21 protein-coding genes are annotated in these 18,917 nt (G+C 61.0%); 16 read left to right on the forward strand and 5 right to left on the reverse strand.

Going from position 1 to position 18,917, the window contains the following annotated elements; translation table 11 throughout:
* Positions 1-268: 268 nt before the first annotated feature.
* Positions 269-964, forward strand: a complete 696-nt coding sequence (locus QOL69_RS05090) for a hypothetical protein (protein ID WP_283402276.1) — start codon at positions 269-271, stop codon at positions 962-964.
* A 105-nt stretch (positions 965-1,069) separates the two neighbouring features.
* Entirely contained in the window at positions 1,070-1,624 is a 555-nt protein-coding gene (locus tag QOL69_RS05095; RefSeq protein ID WP_283402277.1) for a hypothetical protein, read from the forward strand.
* Positions 1,625-1,761: 137 nt separating this feature from the next.
* Here the strand turns inward: QOL69_RS05095 and QOL69_RS05100 are convergent, their stop codons facing one another.
* From QOL69_RS05100 to QOL69_RS05115, 4 genes are all read right to left on the reverse strand, one after another.
* Complete coding sequence (locus tag QOL69_RS05100; RefSeq protein ID WP_283402278.1) at positions 1,762-2,550, reverse strand: DNA adenine methylase; 789 nt, start codon at positions 2,548-2,550, stop codon at positions 1,762-1,764.
* Positions 2,550-2,870: a hypothetical protein gene (locus tag QOL69_RS05105; protein ID WP_283402279.1), complete on the reverse strand. Its 321-nt coding sequence runs from the start codon at positions 2,868-2,870 to the stop codon at positions 2,550-2,552. Before QOL69_RS05105 ends, QOL69_RS05100 begins: the two co-directional genes overlap by 1 nt.
* 89 nt (positions 2,871-2,959) lie before the next feature.
* The gene (locus tag QOL69_RS05110) at positions 2,960-3,994 is read right to left on the reverse strand and encodes a Cdc6/Cdc18 family protein (protein WP_283402280.1); all 1,035 of its coding nucleotides are present in this window, start codon (positions 3,992-3,994) and stop codon (positions 2,960-2,962) included.
* Positions 3,995-4,080: 86 nt separating this feature from the next.
* A complete protein-coding gene (locus QOL69_RS05115) occupies positions 4,081-5,085 on the reverse strand; it encodes a hypothetical protein (RefSeq protein ID WP_283402281.1) in 1,005 nt (334 codons plus the stop codon).
* Positions 5,086-5,296: 211 nt separating this feature from the next.
* On the opposite strand from QOL69_RS05115, the gene QOL69_RS05120 reads away from it, so the two are divergent.
* A complete protein-coding gene (locus QOL69_RS05120; RefSeq protein ID WP_283402282.1) occupies positions 5,297-5,911 on the forward strand; it encodes a site-specific integrase in 615 nt (204 codons plus the stop codon).
* 139 nt (positions 5,912-6,050) lie between these two features.
* On the forward strand, positions 6,051-6,674 hold the full coding sequence (locus tag QOL69_RS05125; protein ID WP_283402283.1) for a hypothetical protein: 624 nt from the start codon (positions 6,051-6,053) through the stop codon (positions 6,672-6,674).
* A 21-nt stretch (positions 6,675-6,695) separates the two neighbouring features.
* On the opposite strand, the gene QOL69_RS05130 is transcribed toward QOL69_RS05125, so the two are convergent.
* Complete coding sequence (locus QOL69_RS05130; protein WP_283402284.1) at positions 6,696-6,872, reverse strand: hypothetical protein; 177 nt, start codon at positions 6,870-6,872, stop codon at positions 6,696-6,698.
* Positions 6,873-7,302: 430 nt separating this feature from the next.
* On the opposite strand from QOL69_RS05130, the gene QOL69_RS05135 reads away from it, so the two are divergent.
* From QOL69_RS05135 to QOL69_RS05190, 12 genes are all read left to right on the forward strand, one after another.
* A complete protein-coding gene (locus QOL69_RS05135; protein ID WP_283402285.1) occupies positions 7,303-8,772 on the forward strand; it encodes a hypothetical protein in 1,470 nt (489 codons plus the stop codon).
* Positions 8,772-9,242 (forward strand): hypothetical protein, encoded by a 471-nt coding sequence (locus QOL69_RS05140; RefSeq protein WP_283402286.1) that lies wholly within the window; start codon positions 8,772-8,774, stop codon positions 9,240-9,242. The genes QOL69_RS05135 and QOL69_RS05140 overlap by 1 nt, the downstream gene beginning before the upstream one ends.
* Positions 9,243-9,292: 50 nt before the next feature.
* Complete coding sequence (locus tag QOL69_RS05145; protein ID WP_283402287.1) at positions 9,293-9,772, forward strand: hypothetical protein; 480 nt, start codon at positions 9,293-9,295, stop codon at positions 9,770-9,772.
* Positions 9,769-10,344, forward strand: coding sequence for a hypothetical protein (locus QOL69_RS05150; protein WP_283402288.1), 576 nt, complete (start codon positions 9,769-9,771; stop codon positions 10,342-10,344). The genes QOL69_RS05145 and QOL69_RS05150 overlap by 4 nt, the downstream gene beginning before the upstream one ends.
* A complete protein-coding gene (locus tag QOL69_RS05155; protein ID WP_283402289.1) occupies positions 10,341-10,619 on the forward strand; it encodes a hypothetical protein in 279 nt (92 codons plus the stop codon). Before QOL69_RS05150 ends, QOL69_RS05155 begins: the two co-directional genes overlap by 4 nt.
* A 61-nt stretch (positions 10,620-10,680) precedes the next feature.
* Positions 10,681-11,046 (forward strand): hypothetical protein, encoded by a 366-nt coding sequence (locus tag QOL69_RS05160; RefSeq protein WP_283402290.1) that lies wholly within the window; start codon positions 10,681-10,683, stop codon positions 11,044-11,046.
* 7 nt (positions 11,047-11,053) lie between these two features.
* Positions 11,054-11,284, forward strand: a complete 231-nt coding sequence (locus QOL69_RS05165; protein ID WP_283402291.1) for a hypothetical protein — start codon at positions 11,054-11,056, stop codon at positions 11,282-11,284.
* Positions 11,281-13,122: a hypothetical protein gene (locus QOL69_RS05170; protein WP_283402292.1), complete on the forward strand. Its 1,842-nt coding sequence runs from the start codon at positions 11,281-11,283 to the stop codon at positions 13,120-13,122. The genes QOL69_RS05165 and QOL69_RS05170 overlap by 4 nt, the downstream gene beginning before the upstream one ends.
* Positions 13,115-13,885 (forward strand): hypothetical protein, encoded by a 771-nt coding sequence (locus tag QOL69_RS05175; RefSeq protein WP_283402293.1) that lies wholly within the window; start codon positions 13,115-13,117, stop codon positions 13,883-13,885. The genes QOL69_RS05170 and QOL69_RS05175 overlap by 8 nt, the downstream gene beginning before the upstream one ends.
* Positions 13,882-15,252, forward strand: a complete 1,371-nt coding sequence (locus QOL69_RS05180; protein WP_283402294.1) for a hypothetical protein — start codon at positions 13,882-13,884, stop codon at positions 15,250-15,252. Before QOL69_RS05175 ends, QOL69_RS05180 begins: the two co-directional genes overlap by 4 nt.
* 170 nt (positions 15,253-15,422) lie before the next feature.
* Entirely contained in the window at positions 15,423-18,530 is a 3,108-nt protein-coding gene (locus QOL69_RS05185; RefSeq protein ID WP_283402295.1) for a hypothetical protein, read from the forward strand.
* Entirely contained in the window at positions 18,517-18,852 is a 336-nt protein-coding gene (locus QOL69_RS05190; protein ID WP_283402296.1) for a hypothetical protein, read from the forward strand. Before QOL69_RS05185 ends, QOL69_RS05190 begins: the two co-directional genes overlap by 14 nt.
* Positions 18,853-18,917: the final 65 nt, after the last annotated feature.

Genomic DNA, 18,917 nt, shown 5'->3' on the forward strand with positions numbered 1-18,917 from the left:
CGTTGTCTCCTGAAACTCCAGATACCCCTTAATATGCCCTACCAGCGACCCGGCGAATCGCCGGAACGCTAACTCCTCCTGCGGCTCCCAGAATTCGCCATCGAGCCCGCGCTCCGCGTCCGACAGCAGGAACGCGCACCCGTCTTAGAGTCGCTGCCGAAGCAACCGGAGACACAGTTGCTCGCCGCGGTCGACGTAGATTATACCGCTGAGGCCTTCCAACGTGTGTCGGGAAAACCTCAAGAGACCAGTCACGCAAGACCTGTCTGTGAACGAAGTGGTCTACGCGATTCGGATTTCTCATCTGGAGTACTCGGGCCTGAAGATCATGGACATCAAGATCGGCAAGTCCACGAACATCGACAACACCCTCAGCCAGTACAGTCGGGGCAATAGGGATATCGAACTGCTCGACATGTGGCGCCCGAATCCCGACAAGACTCTCTCGACGGCCGAGCGCGGCGTCCACGACGTCGCCGAGCGCTACGCGTACGACAAACAGAGCGAGAAGTTCGTGTTCCTCCAAGGCGCGTACCAGGACTTCGCGGAGACGATGAACAAGCTCCTCCAGAACGCCAGTCGACAAGACCTTGCCGACGAGTCGACCTCACGCAGATCAAGTAAGGCCGACGACTACACCGGCACAACACCCTCCGTTCTCAAGATCTTCGGTGAGACCTACGATGTTGATACCTGGTCGGATACCCTCGCCACGGCAGTGACGGAGATACTTCGGGACGTCGAGGACCACGAACGGGTCTTGGAGATTAGGGGCCGTAAGCGGACCTACTTTGCCAAGGAAGGCCAGCAATCGGAGTTCATCAGACCTCGAAAAATACCGGACACCGGGCTGTACCTCGAAACCAGCTTTTCTGCGAACGATTGCGTTCGGAGAATTGAGCAGGTGATGGCAAAGTACGGGTACGATAGAGCCGAGTTAGAGATATTTACTGAAGAAGCATAGATGGTGAGTCAGCTGGAATGGGCTTGACCGGATTTGCTATTAGATATGTGAGTATGCTCTGATACACTACCAACAATTACCTTCATAGGCTCATGAACTTTTCACATGCCTCAAGGACCAACAGCAGTCGAGCTTCTTCTCCAGTTCTTTTCCCTATTTGTTCCTGCCTTACTCGCCGTAGTTGGTAGCTATACCGTATATTCTCAGAAACAGGCGGATAAAAAAGAAGCTCTTAGATCAGCAATTCGAACAGAAATAGAATCAGCAGAACGGCTTCAACATATCGGCTCTTATCTAGACTACGAACGTGATGGAGAGGGAGCAACTGATGAGGAAGATGAAAATGAGGATGTGGAAAGTGAAAAGAAGAACATGCCATATAGCTCGGCAGTCTCCACCTCGTTATATGAAGGTCAGTCAATTGAACTCGGATTCCTTGATGAAAAAGAACGTACAGCGGTCGTCAATTATTACAGTAATGCAATTATTCTAAACGACATGGTCTCTTCTATTAGAGAATTTGAAACAAACGGTGCGGAATTTCCGTCATCTGAATATCGATATATGAAATGGCAACTGGACCGTGTGAGAGGGCTCCGAAAGTCTGCACTGATACAATTAGATAGTGATAAAGTTCCACAAGACACCGATTTTGATTAATCATATTTCGTTAAGTGAATACTGCTTCTACATCAGTTTCCTATTGACACAGGTATTATATACTGTATAATCTGAACAAATTGTGCTTAGGGTCTTATGAGATTCAGACCTCTATTTCCAAGTAAGTTTCACTATCTTCACACACCCTCCGGCTCGAAGTTCATCACCAACCGCTCTTTCGCGTCCTTCGCTTCTCCACGCTTTCCGCTGTTGATGAACCGCTTCTCGTCGCGATCGACCACGTACACCTCTTCGAACCCTTCCGGCAGATCCTCGTACGAGCAGATCCAGTCGCCCTCCAATCCCGCGAGCCCGTCGACGAGCGCCGCGTGATCGATCGTGTTCACAAGGTAGTAGTCCTCGTACCCGACGTACGGCGGGTCGCAGTAGAACACGGTGTCCTCGCTGTCGTACTTCTCGAAGACGTCGGCCCAGTCGAGGTTCTCGACGACGACATCTCCGAATCGGTCGGCGAACTCGTCGAGCCGGTCGACCTTGTTCGCGTACGACAGCGCCCGACTGCTGACCTTCGAGGTCCCGAACCCGGCCGGGCCGTCGTACTTTCCGCCCCACTGCGTGTACCGGAGGTAGAAGAACTGGCCGGCGCGCTCGATCGGGTCGCTCGGCCGGTAGCCGTTGAAGAACTTGTGCGCCCACTCGTCGTGGAGCTCCCGCGAGTACGGCGTCCGGTCGAGCCACTCGACCAGCTCGTCGCACCGATCGCGGAGGACCTCGAAGAACTGGACGAGGTCGCCGTCGCGGTCGTTGTACACCTCGACTGTGCTCGTGTCCGGGTCCTTGTTCGCGAGGACGCCGGCCCCGCCACCGAACACTTCCACGAAGCAGGTGTGCTCCGGAACGTGGTCGAGGATCCACGACGCGAAGCGACTCTTCCCGCCGGGATAGGGGAAGACGGCGTCCGCCATTACGAACCCCCGTCGAGCCGCTCGCCGACGACGCCGGCGACGCGCTCGACCCAGTCCGGCACGTCGACGTCCTGGACGCTGTCGCCCTCGCAGAAGACCCGGCCGACCTCGACCGACCCGCCGGCGATCCGCGCGTCGAGCTGCCAGTCGAGTTCGCTCGCGGCCGAGATCTCGATCCGAAGCGAGGAGTTCGCGTCGACGCTGACGACCGCGAGCGCGTGATGGGGACCTCTGTACTCGCGAATCCCCTCCGCGACGAGGTCGACGTGGATCTCTTTCGACTGTGCGCTACCGCCGTGGGCCGGCTGTCTCGAAGCCATACCGGGCGCTGGTCGTCGGCCGTGGTTTAGCCTGACCCGCAGGGTTCCGATCGGTTCCGAACACCCACAAATCGCGGGACGTGTCGGAGTTAGACGTGTTCGGGATGCTGTTCCGGATGGTCGACGTCGACGAGATGGTACCGCTTCGTCCCGCGGTGTCGCTCGATGTCGACGAGGTTGTAGTGTTCCAACTTCGGGAGGTGATTCTCTCGGAGATACCGGAGCGTCACCGGGTCGTCGTGTACCTCCTCGTATCGGGCGTACAGCTCCTTCTGGATGAGCCCGTCCTCCTCGGCGAGGACCTCGTACAGCGCGTGCTGGTGAGTGTTCAGCTTCGATATCGTCTTCTGTCGGACCTCGCACTTGGCGTCGGTGACCGCGTCCTCTACGAGCCGAGACGGGATCGCCGACAGTCCCTCGCGGCTCGCCATCCGCGCGCCGACCCGAAGCGCCGCGATCGCCCGGCGTGCGTCCCCTTCGGAGAGGCGCGCTATCTGCGAGACGACGTCTTCGTTCACGGCTCCCGGGCCGAGTCCCTCGCGAGCGCGTCGATCGAGGATTTCCGCGATCGTATCCTCGCCGTAGGAGTCGAAGTGGACCCGATAGCCGACACTGATCCGGGAGGTGATTCGATCGTCGAGGTCGGCGAAGAGATCGACCTCGCGGTTCGCGATGCCGATCCACGAGAGCCCGCGGATCTCGTGGAGGTCGTAGAGTACCTTCGTCTCGCGCAGCTGGTCGACCTCGTCGAGGATGACGACGCCCGGCCCGTGGAGGTTGTCCGTGATCAGGTCGACGAGCCGGCCGGTCGAGGCTGTCCGCGGGAGGGCAGCGCCTACCAGGTCTCGAGCGATCTGTTCGAGGACTGCGTTCCGTGTGTAGTCCTGCCAGCAGTTCACGTAGGCGTGCGGGACGTCGAGGACTTCCTGCCGGAGCTCGCGAACAGCGGCGCGGGCGACAGTTGTCTTCCCGACGCCGGAGGGGCCGAAGAGAAAACAGTTCTCGGCGCGGAAGCCGTCCTGAATCGGTGCCAGCGCGTCCGTCACTTCGTTCATGTGGCTGTTCCGGCCGACAATCGAAGTGGGGAGGTGGTCGTCGTCGAACACCGTTCCGTCGCGTATCACGTTTCGGTCGGTCACGGCGCGGGGATATAAGCCGACGGTCAGGCCTTCCGGATGGTTCCGAATGACCCGATTGGTGAGGACTTTCCTCAGTACCAATAATCCTCTAACAGTTGCTCGCCTTGCTCTGTCAACTGAACTGTGTCATCCTCCAGTTGAATGTAACCGATATGCTTCATACGTAAAATACGCTGCTCAATATTCTCATTCGGGTTTACGAGTCCGTTCTTGATATACTCCACTGTGGTTGTGCCTCCTTGCTCGCGCACGATATCAGCAATACTGAGTTGAAGAAGCTGTAGTTTAGTGCCCAGCTGTTCGAAGCCGATCCCGGAATCGGGACTAACAATTTCATCGTGATCTAAACCGGAGTTGAGATCTCCATCCGCTAGTTCCTCACTCAGCATTTCGTTCACTTGCTCCGCAATACTCTTGATTTGAGCTTCTTCCTGTGAACTGAATTCTGGCCAAGCACTATGTGCCAAATCATTCCTGAAAGAGGCCATCTGCTGGAGAACTCCATGCTCCTCTTCGTCAAGGATTCCGAACAAATGTGCGAATCGAATTCGATCGCGGTGGCCCATCCTATCCACGATCTCAAACTCTCTGGTAGAGAGTGTGTCCCCCTTCTCCTCCTGTAACCTCAGGAGCGAACGCATCTTCAGGAAATCCTCATAAAAAGCACTTTGACGGATGAGAAGTGGTTTGTATAGGTCGTTTTCAAGAAAATCTTCTTCTGCCTCAAGCTCATCATATATTAAATCACCAAGACCAAGTCGAACAAGTTGCTGATGGATTAGACCTAGTATTTCAGCCAACTCGGATTGATCCTCCTGCCATTCTTTCGGAATGTTTCTTATCAGAATCCCTGGCTCGTCGCTGGTATCATCGGAATCAACCTCTTTCATCCCTTGCTCAAAGTCATCAATCAAATCACCGATTGGTTTCCGATAGAAGTCATTGATAGATTCAAATGTTCCAAAATCTTCACTCACTTTTTCTGCCCATTCATCCATGTCCATTATCAACCTCATTCCTGCGTCGGTATACTCGATATCAATTACATACTCTTCAGTCGAGGATGGATCGCTCATTAAAAAAGTGGTATACTACAACCGGTAAAAGTCCACTTACCGATACATCTCTCCCTCAATCTACCTTCGAATTGATGAGACCTCTCGTCCACTGTTGAACTCTATCGACTTGTTATAGAAGTCGTCACTCAACCCCCGCATATCGCCTCAATCACGCCGATCCGCGGGTGGGTTCTGCCGTCTTATGTATGACCTTGTTAGAGAACTTCCCATGCGCCTCGAAGCGACCGGGAAATCAGACCAGTACAAAGTGTGGCTCCGCGACGATGAGCTCGGCGAACTCCGCCGGGTGGCTGGCGGTCACCGCGACGACCTGATTATCCAACTCGGCGGGTATGTGGGACTCCGCGCGTTCGAGATCCCGCAGGTATGTCCACGTCACGTGAAACGGACTCCTGACGGTGACCACTTCCGACTGCGCGTACCTGAGGGGAAAGACACGACCGGCGGGGGTGGAAAGCCTCGTGACGCCTACCTTCCGAGTGACGTCGAGGGCGACATCCACCGGTACGTGACTAGCGAGGAGATCGGTCGCGACGAGCCGATCGTTGACCTTTCGGTGACCGGTGTCCGGGCAGCGGTCAAACGCACGGCCGAGCGTGCGGTTGAGACGACCGGCGATGACGACTTTCTCCACGTGTCGAGTCATGACCTCCGACGCCGGTTCGCGCAGCGGCTTCTCGTCGACGAGCAAATGAACCCTCGTGTCGTTATGGCCGTAGGCGGGTGGGACTCGTTTCAGGCGATAGAACCGTATCTTAATAGTCCAACTACTAAAGTGATAAATAACGCATTTGATGATATGAACAGAAACAATTTAAAATAATATCATTTCATATTGGAATAAATATTGTTATATTTGTATATTAAAATGATAAATTTGTGAGGAGTAACAGGGTTGGAAAGGTATCGCGGGAAGATGCTTACTTAGAAAATAATATGTATGATGTGTAATATTCCCCTCTGTGTTCAAACTCAGCAACCTTGAAACAGATTCAAAATTTCGTGATTTTATCCTGGTAGTAGTATCCCTAATCTCAATAGTATGTAGTATAGTCACACCAATATGGTTTTCAAACTTCTATAACATCTGGTTTGGTCTATTAGTTGCAACCTTCGGAGCGGTCGCCTTGGCAACGCTAAGTCATACAATAAAATCTGATAATTCAGAAGACTCTATCTATAAATTAGTGATCATATATGGTGTATTACTAATCACTATCCAATTTTTATTCGCCCCAACCCAAATAATGGGGTTCCTTCCCGGCATTAAAGCAACAAGTTATTCGCCTGACTTTTCCCAACAGCATTTACAGGATATATTATTGCCGATAATGTTACTATTTGTTGCTGAATCTCTTTCATTAATAACTTCTACAATTATATTGAAATACAGTTGTTATAGTGATCAGAATAAGAGTATCTTCAAAGCAATTACCCAAACAGTTCTATTTGCCGTCTGGGGTTATCTTGTTCTCCTAGTAATTCAATACTGGATCGCGATCTGGATCGGAATTATTGTAACCTACATCTCTGGAGTGATGCTCGTAGCTCTGACAAATATTAGTGAACTAAGCTCTGAGATCTGATTTTCGCTATCCAAATATTCTCTATTTTATGGGACGTCGAATCTCTGCCGTGTCTGATCCCTCTTCTGCGAAAAACGGGATCTGGTCTCCCTGCTCGATCTCCCACTCTTCCGCAAGCGGTCGTGGGATCGTCACCGTGACGCTACCGTCTCCTTCCTGCGCCGTGCGACAGTCGGCAAATCTGTTCTGAATGCCCATACAGGCACTCTCCACGGTCCGAATATAAATCGGCAGAACCCACCAGAATCCGTTAGATCCTGCGCGAAACCTCCCAAATTTCTGTGATTTAGGCTCCGGTACCCGTGACATGCGTCTGTCGAGCCGATGATCCGGTTCGGCTGTTGAAGCTATGACAGACGCCGACAGGGACTCGCGCGACGAGTCCGACGACGAGGTGAAGCGGTGGGTAGACTGGCGGAACCACGGAGAGAAGCAGTGACTCACACTCGTGTTCGGGGGGCAGACGAGTGAGCGGCGTTGCCGACGGGATCGCAGTCTCGGAAGCCTTCGCTTCGTATCTCGTGGAATTCCGCGAGCGGTACCCACTCAATGTCGAATTGGCGCGCAAACACGGCTGCTATCACACCATCATGACACGACGGACCAGCGGCGGCTACGGAGGAATCACATGAACACTAAGCTGAAGCGGAGCGGTTTCGCGGCACTGATCGCGCTGACGATGCTTCTGTCGGTCGTCGCGACACCAGTCGCGGCGGCCGGCGATATCGGCTGGGGAGACGACGCGAAGACGCCGAACCCGACGATCGAGGCCGACGTGACGGTCGACGAGTGGGACAACTCGGAGTTCTCGTCGGCACTGGAGTACTACGACGACGCGGGTGACGCTGCGACGCTGCCGGCCTCGGTAAACGAATCGAACGACAACCCGGTCACGCTGACTGCGACTGACATCGACTTCGACGAGCGCAACGAGTTCCCGCGAAACGACGACGAAGACGGTGAGAACTCGGCGTCCGCGCTCGACGATTCGGAGTGGACCGTCTCGGGCGCGACCGTGAGCTCGACGACGACCGCGCCGGGCGTCGACGCGCTCAACTACGCCGGGACCGCGACCTCGGACTCGGCGACCTACTCGAACTTCAGCGTCGCTGACGGCGAGAAGTCGTACATCACGCTCGCCGCCGACATCAACTCGGCTACCGGAACGCCGACGCTCCAGCTCGTCGACGGCGACGGCGACTACGTCGAGGTCACCCTCTACGACGCCACAGCGACCGCGAGCGACGACAATGTCCTTGCGAACAGCACGGGCGAGGGGAAGGTGCTTCAGCACCAGGTCGGCGACCTGACCGTTCAGGGCTCCGGTGACGGGACCTTTGGCTCTGCCGAAGAGATCACGATCTCCGGCGACATCGATGCGGACGTGTCGGTCCTCGACGCCGAGCGAACGCGCGAGCTGACGTTCGGCGAGCGGCTCGCCGACACCGACGACGATGACGAGCTGGAGACCGTGACGATCACCGAGCCGCGCGGTGCGTACTCGGTGACCGGCATGGACACGCTCGACGCAGTGATGTCCGACGCGACGATTTTCGGGATCACTGTCGACGCCGAGTTCGAGGCGGCTGACCTCCGCGACGACGCGGACGTGAGCGCGGAGTTCTCTTCGTCGAACGACTACCCGCAGTGGGACCAGTTCGGTGAGCTGGCGTTCCGGCTCGAACTCCCGACTGCGTTCGACCTGAGCTATTCGGACACTGAGCTCGTCGACGAGCCGTCGCTGCCGAGCGAGCGCTACAAGAACGTCGAGGTCGCCGAGGACACGGGCGACACGGAGTTCTCGGAGATCGAGTCGTACACCTCGGTGACGTCGAGCTACGACGGGAGCGAAGAGATCAGCCTCGACGCGACCGTCTCGACCGACACGAGCTACGTCGTGGCCTACGACGTCGTGCTGACGAACGGAGAGGTCTCGGCGATCCAGAGCGCCGCTGACGGCGGTGGCGCGGCGATCATGTCCTCGAACGGTGGCGGGTTCCTCGCCGGTATCTGGGGCTTCGTTACGAAGCCGTTCGGCGCGATCGTCTCGGCGATCTCCGGTATCGGCCTGTTCAGCCTGTTCCGCGGAGGGTCGTAATGTCTGGAGCCGCCGACGAGCTCCCGACCGGAGACGACCCGTCTCCGAACGCGGTACTCACCGGTACGATCGGGTATCTTCAAGCCGACGGCACGCTCGGGACGCTCCTTCAGGGGGCGATCTTCGGGACTCTCGTCTCGGTGTTCACCGGCGGCGTCAATCTCATTCAGAGTATCTTCAACCTCGTCGTGTCGCCGATCGACGCGACTACCGAGGCGACGATCGCGACGATCGACGCGACAGTGATCGAACCGCTTGGGATCATCATCGCCGGCGCACAGGCGTCGGCCGCATCGGTCGAGAGCCAGTTCGGCGTGTTCGCGTTCCTCGTCGGGCTCGTGATCGTCCTCGGCGGCTTCCTGGTGATCGTTCAGTTCCTTCAGGAAGACGAGACCCCAGACACGTTCGTCGTGCCCGGGTTCCCGGATATCCCCTTCATCGGCGTCGAAGAAGAGAACGACGAGGGCTGAATCCATGAGAGGACCATCGCGTTCCGACCCGAACGCGGGGGTAGAAAGCGATGGCTGACGACAACCAGACGAGCCTCGGAGACGATGAGCAGTCGTTCCTGCTCTCTGGGTCCTCTTCGCTCGACGGAGTGGATTTCCGAGCAGCGGAAGGTATCGATTCAGGGAACGTCGCGCGGTCGGTCGCCGGAACGATCGGCTTCGCACTCGCGAGTGTCGCAGCGACGCTCGTCGGTGGTGTCGCCGAGGCGTGGACGCGCGTCCTCGACAGTCTCGCTGGGTTCATCGGAGGCGGTCGTGAGCTGGTGACGGGCATCGCGAGCAACATCGCTCCTGGTCCCGTCTACCGCGAGACCGATGGCCTGATCGGGACGCTCACTGAGAGTGTCACGATGCCGATGCGGGCGGCGTGGAACTCCGCACTGCCCGATACCGGACTTGCGGCGTGGATCGCCGGACTCGCGCTCGTGCTGCTGACGTTCTATGCGGCCGCTCGCGGCTTCGACGCTGTGTCGGAGGTGCTACGCGAGTGAGCTTCAACGAACCGACCGGCGGAGGCGGGAGTGACGGGTCAACCACCGGTGACGGTGGACTCGGCTCCGACTCAGACGACGGCTCAACCGATAGTGGCGGAGGAGGAGTCGTCTGGGGAAACATCGCACCAGGTTGGCTCCAAGACGCGAGCAGTGTCATCCGCGCCTTCGCGGAGAACCCGCGGGGCTTCGTTATCGGCGCGGTCGCAACGACGATCCTCGAAACGGTGACGGGCATCGTGACGACGGTCGTCTCGCAGCTGGTCCTGCTTGTCGGCGGCTCGCAACCGGGGCGGTTCAACGCGCCGAACGAGACGATCGGACTCGCAGATCTCCCGGTCGCCGTCGCGGACCTGCTCATCGGTGCCGGCGGGTTCAGCGGCGACGCGATCATCGGCGGCATCGAAGCATTCAACGCTACGATCGCGGACGCTGCGGCAGCCGTCGGCCCCTTCGGGCCGCTCGTGCTGATCGTCCTGATCAGCGTTGAGGCGATCGTCGCGATCGTCGTACTGCGGAGAGTCGTCTACGTGATCGCCGACTTCCTCCAACTCGGAGGGCTGACAGAATGAACATCAAGCAAATCGCGAAGGACCCGCTGGCGCAGTTAGGTGCTGGAATCAGCGGGATCGTCGCGCTCCTCAACCCCGAAGTACTCTTGGCGCTCTTCGACGCACTGCTCGCGTCAGCGCCACAGGTATTTTCGGCGATCTCAGTGAGTGCGCTGACGCTCCCGCAGGTGCTGCCGCCGACGTCGCCGGTCGAGTGGGCCGTCGTCGCGGCCGCAGCGCTGTTCCTCGGCTACCTGGGCCGGCAGGTCTACGCAAACCTCGACAGAGCAACATGACACACAACACGAGCGGACGAACCGAGACGAATCGGACGCGAACGAACAGAGGTGAGAGCAGATGCTGACGGTGGCGCTGGGCCTCGTGGCGCTCGGCGTGCTGGTCTACGTGGTCGGCGTCGAGGAGACGCAAGAAGCGGCCGCACGGGCCGGCTCGGGAGCGAGACGGGCCGGCTCCGGGCTGAAGCGCGGTGCGACATCAAGCGCTGCGGCCGGCGCGGCCGGTGCCGGTCTCGGTCTCCAGTTCGGGAACGACCTCCTGAACCTGGTACTCGCCGAGCCGGGGTTCTCGCTCGCGGCGCTGACGGGGATCTTCGGCGCGCTCGGAACCGGCGGCTTCCTCGGCGGCATCACAGGAGGTCAGTTCCTCCTGCTCGGCGTCGTCGTGTTCTTCGCCGCGTGGGCGGTCTTCGGGGGTGACGACTGAGATGCGGATGACCACCGAAGACACCCGCCAGCTGTGGCCGGTCGGCGCGGTGTGGGCGTTCTGTGTCGCTCTCGGACTCATAGGGACAATCGCAACGGGAGCGGCGCTTTCGAACGACCTCGCGTCGACGACGGTCGGCGGCTTCGGAGTCGGATCGCTGACAGCCGCGACGCTGTTCGCCTTCTTCGTTGCCTACGTGGAGGCGAGCGAGCTTGACCGACGAGAGGGTCAACGATGAGCCGCGGCGCTGCGGTCGTCGCGGTAAGCCTCGCTGTCGTTCTGGTCACGATGACGGCGACGCCCGCACTGGCGGCCGTAGCGCCGAGTGACGGGCCGACGGCGCAGGTAGAGAACGCGAGCGAGACGGGGTTCGATGCGCCGGGGCCGTTCGAGATCTCGGAGCTGCGGACAGGCGGGAATCACCCGTCGGCTGCGCCGCCGTCAGTTCGATACGTCGGTGACGGCTCGACCGCGGGAGCAGTCGGTATCAGGCACGTTCCGGCTGATCCGCTCTCGAACGAGCCGGTGTTCCTCCAGCGCGGAGCAACGCTCAACGGCGACGAGATCCGGGTCTACTCGACGGTCTTCGGCGACGAAGCGACCGGCGAGTACGAAGCGGTGATCGTTTACTGGGAACCGAAGACGGAGACCGTGAACGGCACGAACGTCGAGTACGCGGCGAATCAGGAGGTTCAGCGAGCGACAGTCAACATCGAGGCCGGGTACGCGAGCGCCCCGATCGCGTTGAACAGCCACTACGACAAGTCGGTCGAGGCGACGATGTGGCTCGAACGCGACGGCGAGGTCGTCGACGGCGCACGCTGGCGGTTCACGCACGCCTCGGCACCCGCGTCTCAGCAGGTTCAGATCGAGACGCAAGCGGACGCGTGGTGGTACGCGTTCACGACGGTCCTTATTCCGGGAATCGCAGGGATCCTCGCCGGTCTGTCGGGTGCGAAGGCGACGCTGAAGCTGGCGGGGACTGGACCACGGTACTCGCTGGCGACCTGGGGGATCGTCTCCGGGTTCGGCGTGCTGATGGCGCTCGCGGGCCTCTACTACGAGGTCGCAACGGTCGTCGCGAACTTCGACATCCTGCTCGGACTCTCGCTGTTCCCGATCGCCTACGGCGGCGGGCTTCGGATGTCGCCGCCGACCGAACGGATCGCGTTCGAGCGGAAGGAGCTCACGAGCGCGCTGTCGCTCCGCCGGGGCGAGGACGCCGACGATTCTGACGGCGAAGCGGTCCCGGACGGAGGCGAGACGGCAACGGCGGCGGACCGCGTCGAGATTCCCGACGAGGGGTACCACGACGAGCTGTACGAGGACATGTCGATCCTGACCACGGTCCGCGCGCCCAACGGTGGTCGGCTCCTGCCGAAGAAGGGGATTCGGCCGTTCTTCGCGCGGCTGTTCGCGAGCGCCGCTCGACTCGACCTGAGCGAGCTCCGGACGAAGGTCAAAGTGTCCGGATCTGCCTCGGAGAAGATCTACACCGATCCCGAGGAGGATGTCGCGGTCGACCACAAACCCGCGCACCTACGGCGTCGGATGCCCGTGTGGCACCGGCTCCCCGAGCCTGACGAGGGCGAGAAGCTGTCGTGGGTCACTCGCGGGCTCTTCGGCGTTCTAACGATCGCGATGATCGGGCTGCCGCTCATCGGATGGCGAGTCGGCGGTACACTCATGAACACGCCGACGGTCGGGTTCGGACTCGGTCTCGTGCTGCTCGCGATCGAGAGCTACGAGGCCGTCGACGGGTCGATCGACTTCGTCCCGGCTCCGCGCCACGACATCACGGCGGACGCGTCGCTGACCGTTCTCCAGAAGGAGCACGCGAACGCTCGGACCATCGAGGACTACGAGGAGATCGCGTGGAACGAGCGGATGTCGACCGCGTTGGAGGCTCGCGATATCGAGGAACGCCGCGACAAGAGTGCCGTTCAGCGCTTCCTCGAAAACGAGGTCGGACTCGACCTCGACGTCGAGGACATCGACCGGCCTGAGGCCGAACCGACCGACTTCGAGTTCGAGGACAAGGGCCGACGCGATGTCGCGGGGGACGACGATGACTGAGGCCGACGCCGAGCCGTACACGGCTCGCACGACACGGCCAGCGCTCGACGTCCTCGACCACGACCAAGACCGGCTGCTCTACCGAGGGGACACCTCGCGCGACCCGCCGATCCGGGCGCTCTCGGACGGCTTTCGGACCTACCGCGAGGCGCTGTTCTGGTATCAAGCGGCCGGGGTTCGGACGCTTGGACACGTCGAGGATGTGATTGAGCCGCGGCACATGCTCCCGATCTCGGACGTGTTCGAGCACTTGATCGCGGAGCGCGGGCAGGTTTCGGAGTACGCCCGCATGCGGGTGGTCGAGGCGCTGAACGACGCGTGCGACCTCGCCTACCGGGAGTTCAGGGAGCGAGCAAACGAACGTGTCGAGGACAGCGAGGCGACCTCGTGGAAGGACGTTGACCCGGAGAGCGAGCAGAACCCGCTGATGCGCCCGGCCTTCCAGCGGCTCGACCGGTCGCAGGCGGGGGCGCTGCTCCAGCTGTGGAACGGGTTCGAGAACCGGCAGGCGATCGGGCGGTGGGTCCGGTCGCTGACGGTCCCGACACACGGCGAGACGCCCGAGCGGTTCCTCGACATGATCGTGTCGTCGCCGGTACTGCTGGAGTCGCTCCTCGACCAGGAGGGCGACGACGCGAAGCGGATTCGGTATCGGTTCGCGGTGAACGAGCTGCTCCCGCCGTTTCTCGCGGCGGCGCGCTCGCTCACCGGCAGCGAACGGACGGACAGCAGCGGAAGCCCACACGGAGCGTGGAACTCATGAGTAGGTCAATCAGCAGTCGACGGAAGGAAGAGCGCGGTGAACAGGAGGTGCTCGACCGGCTCCACGAGGACTTCGTGCCGTGGGAGAAGTCGCGACAGGCGCGGTACCACGCGACCGAGAAGTCGTGGGGACGGCTGGAGCAGTACCACAACGACGGCGAGCGCATCTACAAGGACTTCAGCGACGGCGACGGGAACAGCCTGAAGCCGTTCCACAAGAAGCTGAAGTCGCTCGAACGGACGGCGCGGATCAGCGGAATCGAGAACGCACACCCGGTGTACCGCTACCCGAGCGCGTACCTCGACGCGATCATCCACGTCGACGACGCTGAGCTGTGGGCGCTCGAAGACGGGCGGACCGACGACGACATCCTCGCCGAGCAGCCGCCGACTCGCCGGAAGGTGCTGAACTGGCTGGCGAAGCCGGAGAACGAGCACGTCCTGAAGGCGATGGGCGACGGCGGGACCGACATCTGGGCGCACTCGAAGCCCGGCGGCGGGAAGACGTCGTTCGCGAATGTCATCGGCGGCATCCGGATGCCGGAGATCAACAACGAGACGCTGCTCTGGATGCTCACGCTCGACGAGCTGGAGTGTCTCCCGCTGGCACCGTACATGACCGTCGCGGTACCGAAAGGCGTCGACTACGAGGTCCACGCGAAGCCGCGGAACCCGACGCTGCCGACGACCGAGATCTCGCTGACCGACGTGTTCCGGGACACGATCGAGTACCGGAACCCGCGGGACCTCATGACCAAGGTCGTGCCCGGAGGCCTCTACGCGGTGCTACCGGACCCGCAGTTCCGCGGCTGCGAGAAGCTGACGCAGGCGACCTACACACCGGCGTCAGAAGCCGAGGAGCCGGCTGAGGTGACGCCGCTCCGCGACGTTAATTTCGCGTTCATGGAGACGAGAGCGAAGGACGACGAGTTCCTTCACCCGACGACGATCGTCCACGACGAGTTCTCCGACCTCGTGCCGCTGAACCCAGAGGCCGACGAGAACGACCAGAATCGGAAGGTGAAGGGCTACCCGGTCTCGCAGGGCAAGGGCCGGAAGAAGAACCTCTCGACGATGACGCTCTCGCACAGCGTCGCTCGATGCGACGAGGGCGTTCGAGAGAAGACCCGGTGGTTCGTCACGATGCCGAAGACGTCGCCGCCGGCGTCGTCGCTCTCGGGAATCGGGAACGTCCCGATCAACATGAGCTACGTGAACCGGTTCGCGGACCGGACCGGCCGGGCGGTGATCTGGCGGAACCGACACTACGCACCGATCGAGTGGCCGAACCCGTACCGGAACTTCGAGTTCCGCGGCGAGATCTCGGTACGATACCCGCACCGGGAGGAGGCTCTCGATGCGCTTTAGACCTCAAGAGGCGGCCGATTCTGGCCGTTTCGACGGCTTGAACGGTCGATTTTCGGCGTCGAAACAAACTGACCCTCCCGAGATCGGCCGCGTCGGAATCGCTCGCGACCGCGCACAGCGAGACCCACACGCGCGCGTTCCTAAGAGAACCGCAGGGGGAGGGGTGAGCCATGCCTAAGAACACGGACACAAACAGCGACGAAAGCGACGGAGAACAGAGCGACGAGAAGACGCTCGCGACGCGAGCGAAACTCGCGGTCCTCGCGCTGTGGGCGTGGGTAAAACCGCGGGCGCAGTCCGCGGTCGAGCGCGTCCGAGACGAGTTCGCGCAGGCGACGAACGAACTCGCGCCGCAGCTGCGGGGCGCGCTCTCGGGCGTGTCCGTGCCGAAGCGCGCGCTGAAGCCGCTCGCGCTTGTGGTCGTGCTGCTGTTCGCGGCCGTCGCGCTCGGACCCGCGGCACCGTTCGCGAGCGACTCGGGACCGATCGACAACGGGACCGAGCCGGTCGTCGGAACGACCTACGAGCCCGTCGACGACGGCGAGTACCGGAACGTTGTGACGAGTCGGCTCGGGAGCCTCACGTCCGACGCGCCGCCAGCACCGAACGAGGTGCGGACCTCGGCCGGGAGTCAGACGATGAGCGTCGAGACGACGATGCGGGACGGCGAGCCGGCGATCGTCCTCGAAGACGACCGGACGCACGAGGGTCGGTGGGTCGCGATCGAGACCTCGTGGTTCGACGAGAACGTCGGCGAAGTGCCGGAAGCGGCGTACATCGAACACGAGAACGGAAGCGAGTACGCGTCGCCGATCGAGACGCGCGGCGGCGAGGCAGCGTTCTACGTTCAGGAGTTCTCGACGAACACGGTGACGTTCTCCGGCGAGTTCACGATCTCGGCGACGGCGACGGACGGCGACTCGTTCACCTACAACGCGACCGACGGCGGTGACGACCTGTCGATCAATGTGACGGGCGTATCAAATTCAGGACGTCGGGTAGTGACCTCGTCGTCAACATCGTCAACCTTTGATATTGGCGGCAACCAGCCCCCCCAACCCCCGAGCGGAGCGTCTAACCCTGTGGTAAGAGTGAACGGAGCGTTAGGCGACACAACCTCCGTTGTGGAAACCGGAGACGGCTCAACTTCATATACATTCGACCAACCGCCAGCCGCCGTAAAAAACGGGACAATTACGATTTACTCTAATTATGTGTCTGAGGTGAGCGCGACCGTCTCGGTCAAAGTCGACGGGACGACCGTGTTCTCTGAGAGTACGACATTGCCCGCTGAGGACGGCGAGAGGTCGTTTGATTACACGCTAAATAATAACGAAACAATCTCGTCAAGTCTCACCTATGAAGTGTCATCCGATAATGATGCGGCATATTTCAGAAATACTAACGGATATGATCTGATAGCAACGGGACCAGCCGCCGCTGACTCTGTCACCGTTACTCGTGGGTCAGAAACCGCGACAATATCCAACTACGACTCTGCGACAAACAATCAAACAGAGATCCCGCTTAGTGATGGACAGAACACGGTTGAAATCGACTCAACCGGCGTCGAATCGATCGAGACAATCTTCATCGAATCGACACAGACGGTCGATCCCGTCGTGGAAGTGAACGGCGAGACCGTTTCGTACACCGGTACGCTCGCAGATGGCGAGATAGTCCCGCTAGCGGCGAATGACTCGTGGATCGCCGAGGGGCAGAACACGGTGAACGTCTCGGTCGGCGACGGGACGCTCGCGGCAGGCTCGCCCGCGCCGCAGGTGGCGCTTGACTACCACCACGATGTCTCAAAGAGTCGCACCATCGACTACACGGGAGAAGCGTTCAGCGAGCGCTACGCGGTCTCGGAGTCATGGAACGAGGACACGGCGAACGCATCGCTGACGATTCCGTGGGCGTCGGACCGCGTGATCTCGCTGCGGTCAGTGACGGTCGAACACCGGGACGCCAACGGGAACGTGGTTCAGACGATCGACTCGCCGACGTACGCGTTCGAGAACGGGTCGGTCGTCGTCGAGCTCGGCGACGTTCAAGCCGGCTGGGAGACGACCGTCTCCGCGACCGGCTCGAAGGTGAAAGTCGAGAACGCGGACCTGACGGTCCTCAAGCCGACCGCGCAGGGCAACGACCTGAACAGTACGGTGCGGCTGAACAACCCCGGCGACGACGTCTACCTTCGAGTGGGCGCGACCGAGCAGGGACAGCAGCTCCACTACCTCTCGAACGCGTCGTGGGACACGGCAGAGGCGAGCCGGATCAGCGCGGACGGGACGAACGAGATCCACATCCCGAACGCGCCGGACAACGGCGAGGCCCATCTGCGGACGCTCCCGCTCGCGTTCGACGTGAACAGCGGTGCGGTCGACGTTGACGTGCCCGACGAGCGCGTGAACACCGCGGAGCCGGTCTACCGCATCGGACCGGGCGACCGGACCGGTGACCAGTACTCGGTCACGCACGTCGACGCGGCCGACGGGAAGCCGTACGTCCTCTTCGACGAGAGCGACGACATCGTCCTCGACCAGGGACTCGCGTCGAGTCCGCTGACGCTGTCGGCGACCGAACCGGAGGATCCGCACGTCATCCAGTTCCGGCAAGACGACGGCACGGCGACCGGAAGCGGCGACAGCGGCACGATCGGCTCGGTCGCCGGCGGCGCGGCCCCGATGGTCACGAACTCGCGACCGTTCAGCGCGCTCTCCGGGCTGATCCCGGGACCGGGCGTTGTCGTCGTCGGACTCGCCGGCCTCGTCGGGCTGGCGGTCCTCTCGCGAGAGACGAGCCTGTTTGACGAGGGCACGCGGTCGGATGCGGTCGCTGACGCGGCGAAGGACGTGGGCGGCCGTGCCGGCGGCCTCGTCGAGCGCCTGTTAGAGAACGAGATCGTCGTCGCGGTCTTGATGCTTGGCGCGGGAGCATGGTTGCTCTCGTCGGGTGTGTTCGGACCGACGGAGCGGCTGATCGTCGCGCTCGGCTCGGTGCCGGTCGCGATGTACCTCGCGCTGCGCCAGTTCGGGACGTTTGACTTCCGCGTATGGGCCGGCTCGACCGCGGTCGTCGCGGTGCTGGGTGTGGTCGTGCTCGCGCCCGACGTCTTCGAGACGATTGCCGACGAGGCGGGCGTGATCATCGTCGCCGGCGTGATCCTGCTCGGGTGGAGAGCGCTGTCGGCGTGGCGCGCGGAGGCGTCGACGCCGGACACGGTCAACCAGTTCGAGGTGGAGACGACCGACGAGGGGAACAATGGCGGGAACTGATCCCGTCCTCGTCACGGGCCTGCTCGCGGAGTACACGAGCGAGTCCGTGTTCGCGGTCCTGATCGGTGCGCTCGTGCTGCTGCGGTTCCGCCGGTACAAGGCTGTCGGCGGTGCCGCGGTCGGTGCGGTCTCGTCGGTGGCGACAGTCGTCGTGGGCGTGTTCGCGACGCTCGTGCTGCTGGTCGTGCTCGGCTACTGGGATCCGCCCGTCTCGGAGATCGTCGGCGACACGCTCGCTGCGGGGCGGGCGTTCTACGATCTCGTCGGCGAGTGGGTCCTCCAACAGACTGTCGAGCGGCTCGACGACGTCGCGGCCGCATAGCCCCGGTCGCGAACTGGCGGCGCTTTCTCGGCGCGTGCTGCGTCGTTGTGAGCGTTTACTACCAA

Source organism: Halorubrum sp. DM2, assembly GCF_901686465.1.
Lineage (GTDB): Archaea > Halobacteriota > Halobacteria > Halobacteriales > Haloferacaceae > Halorubrum.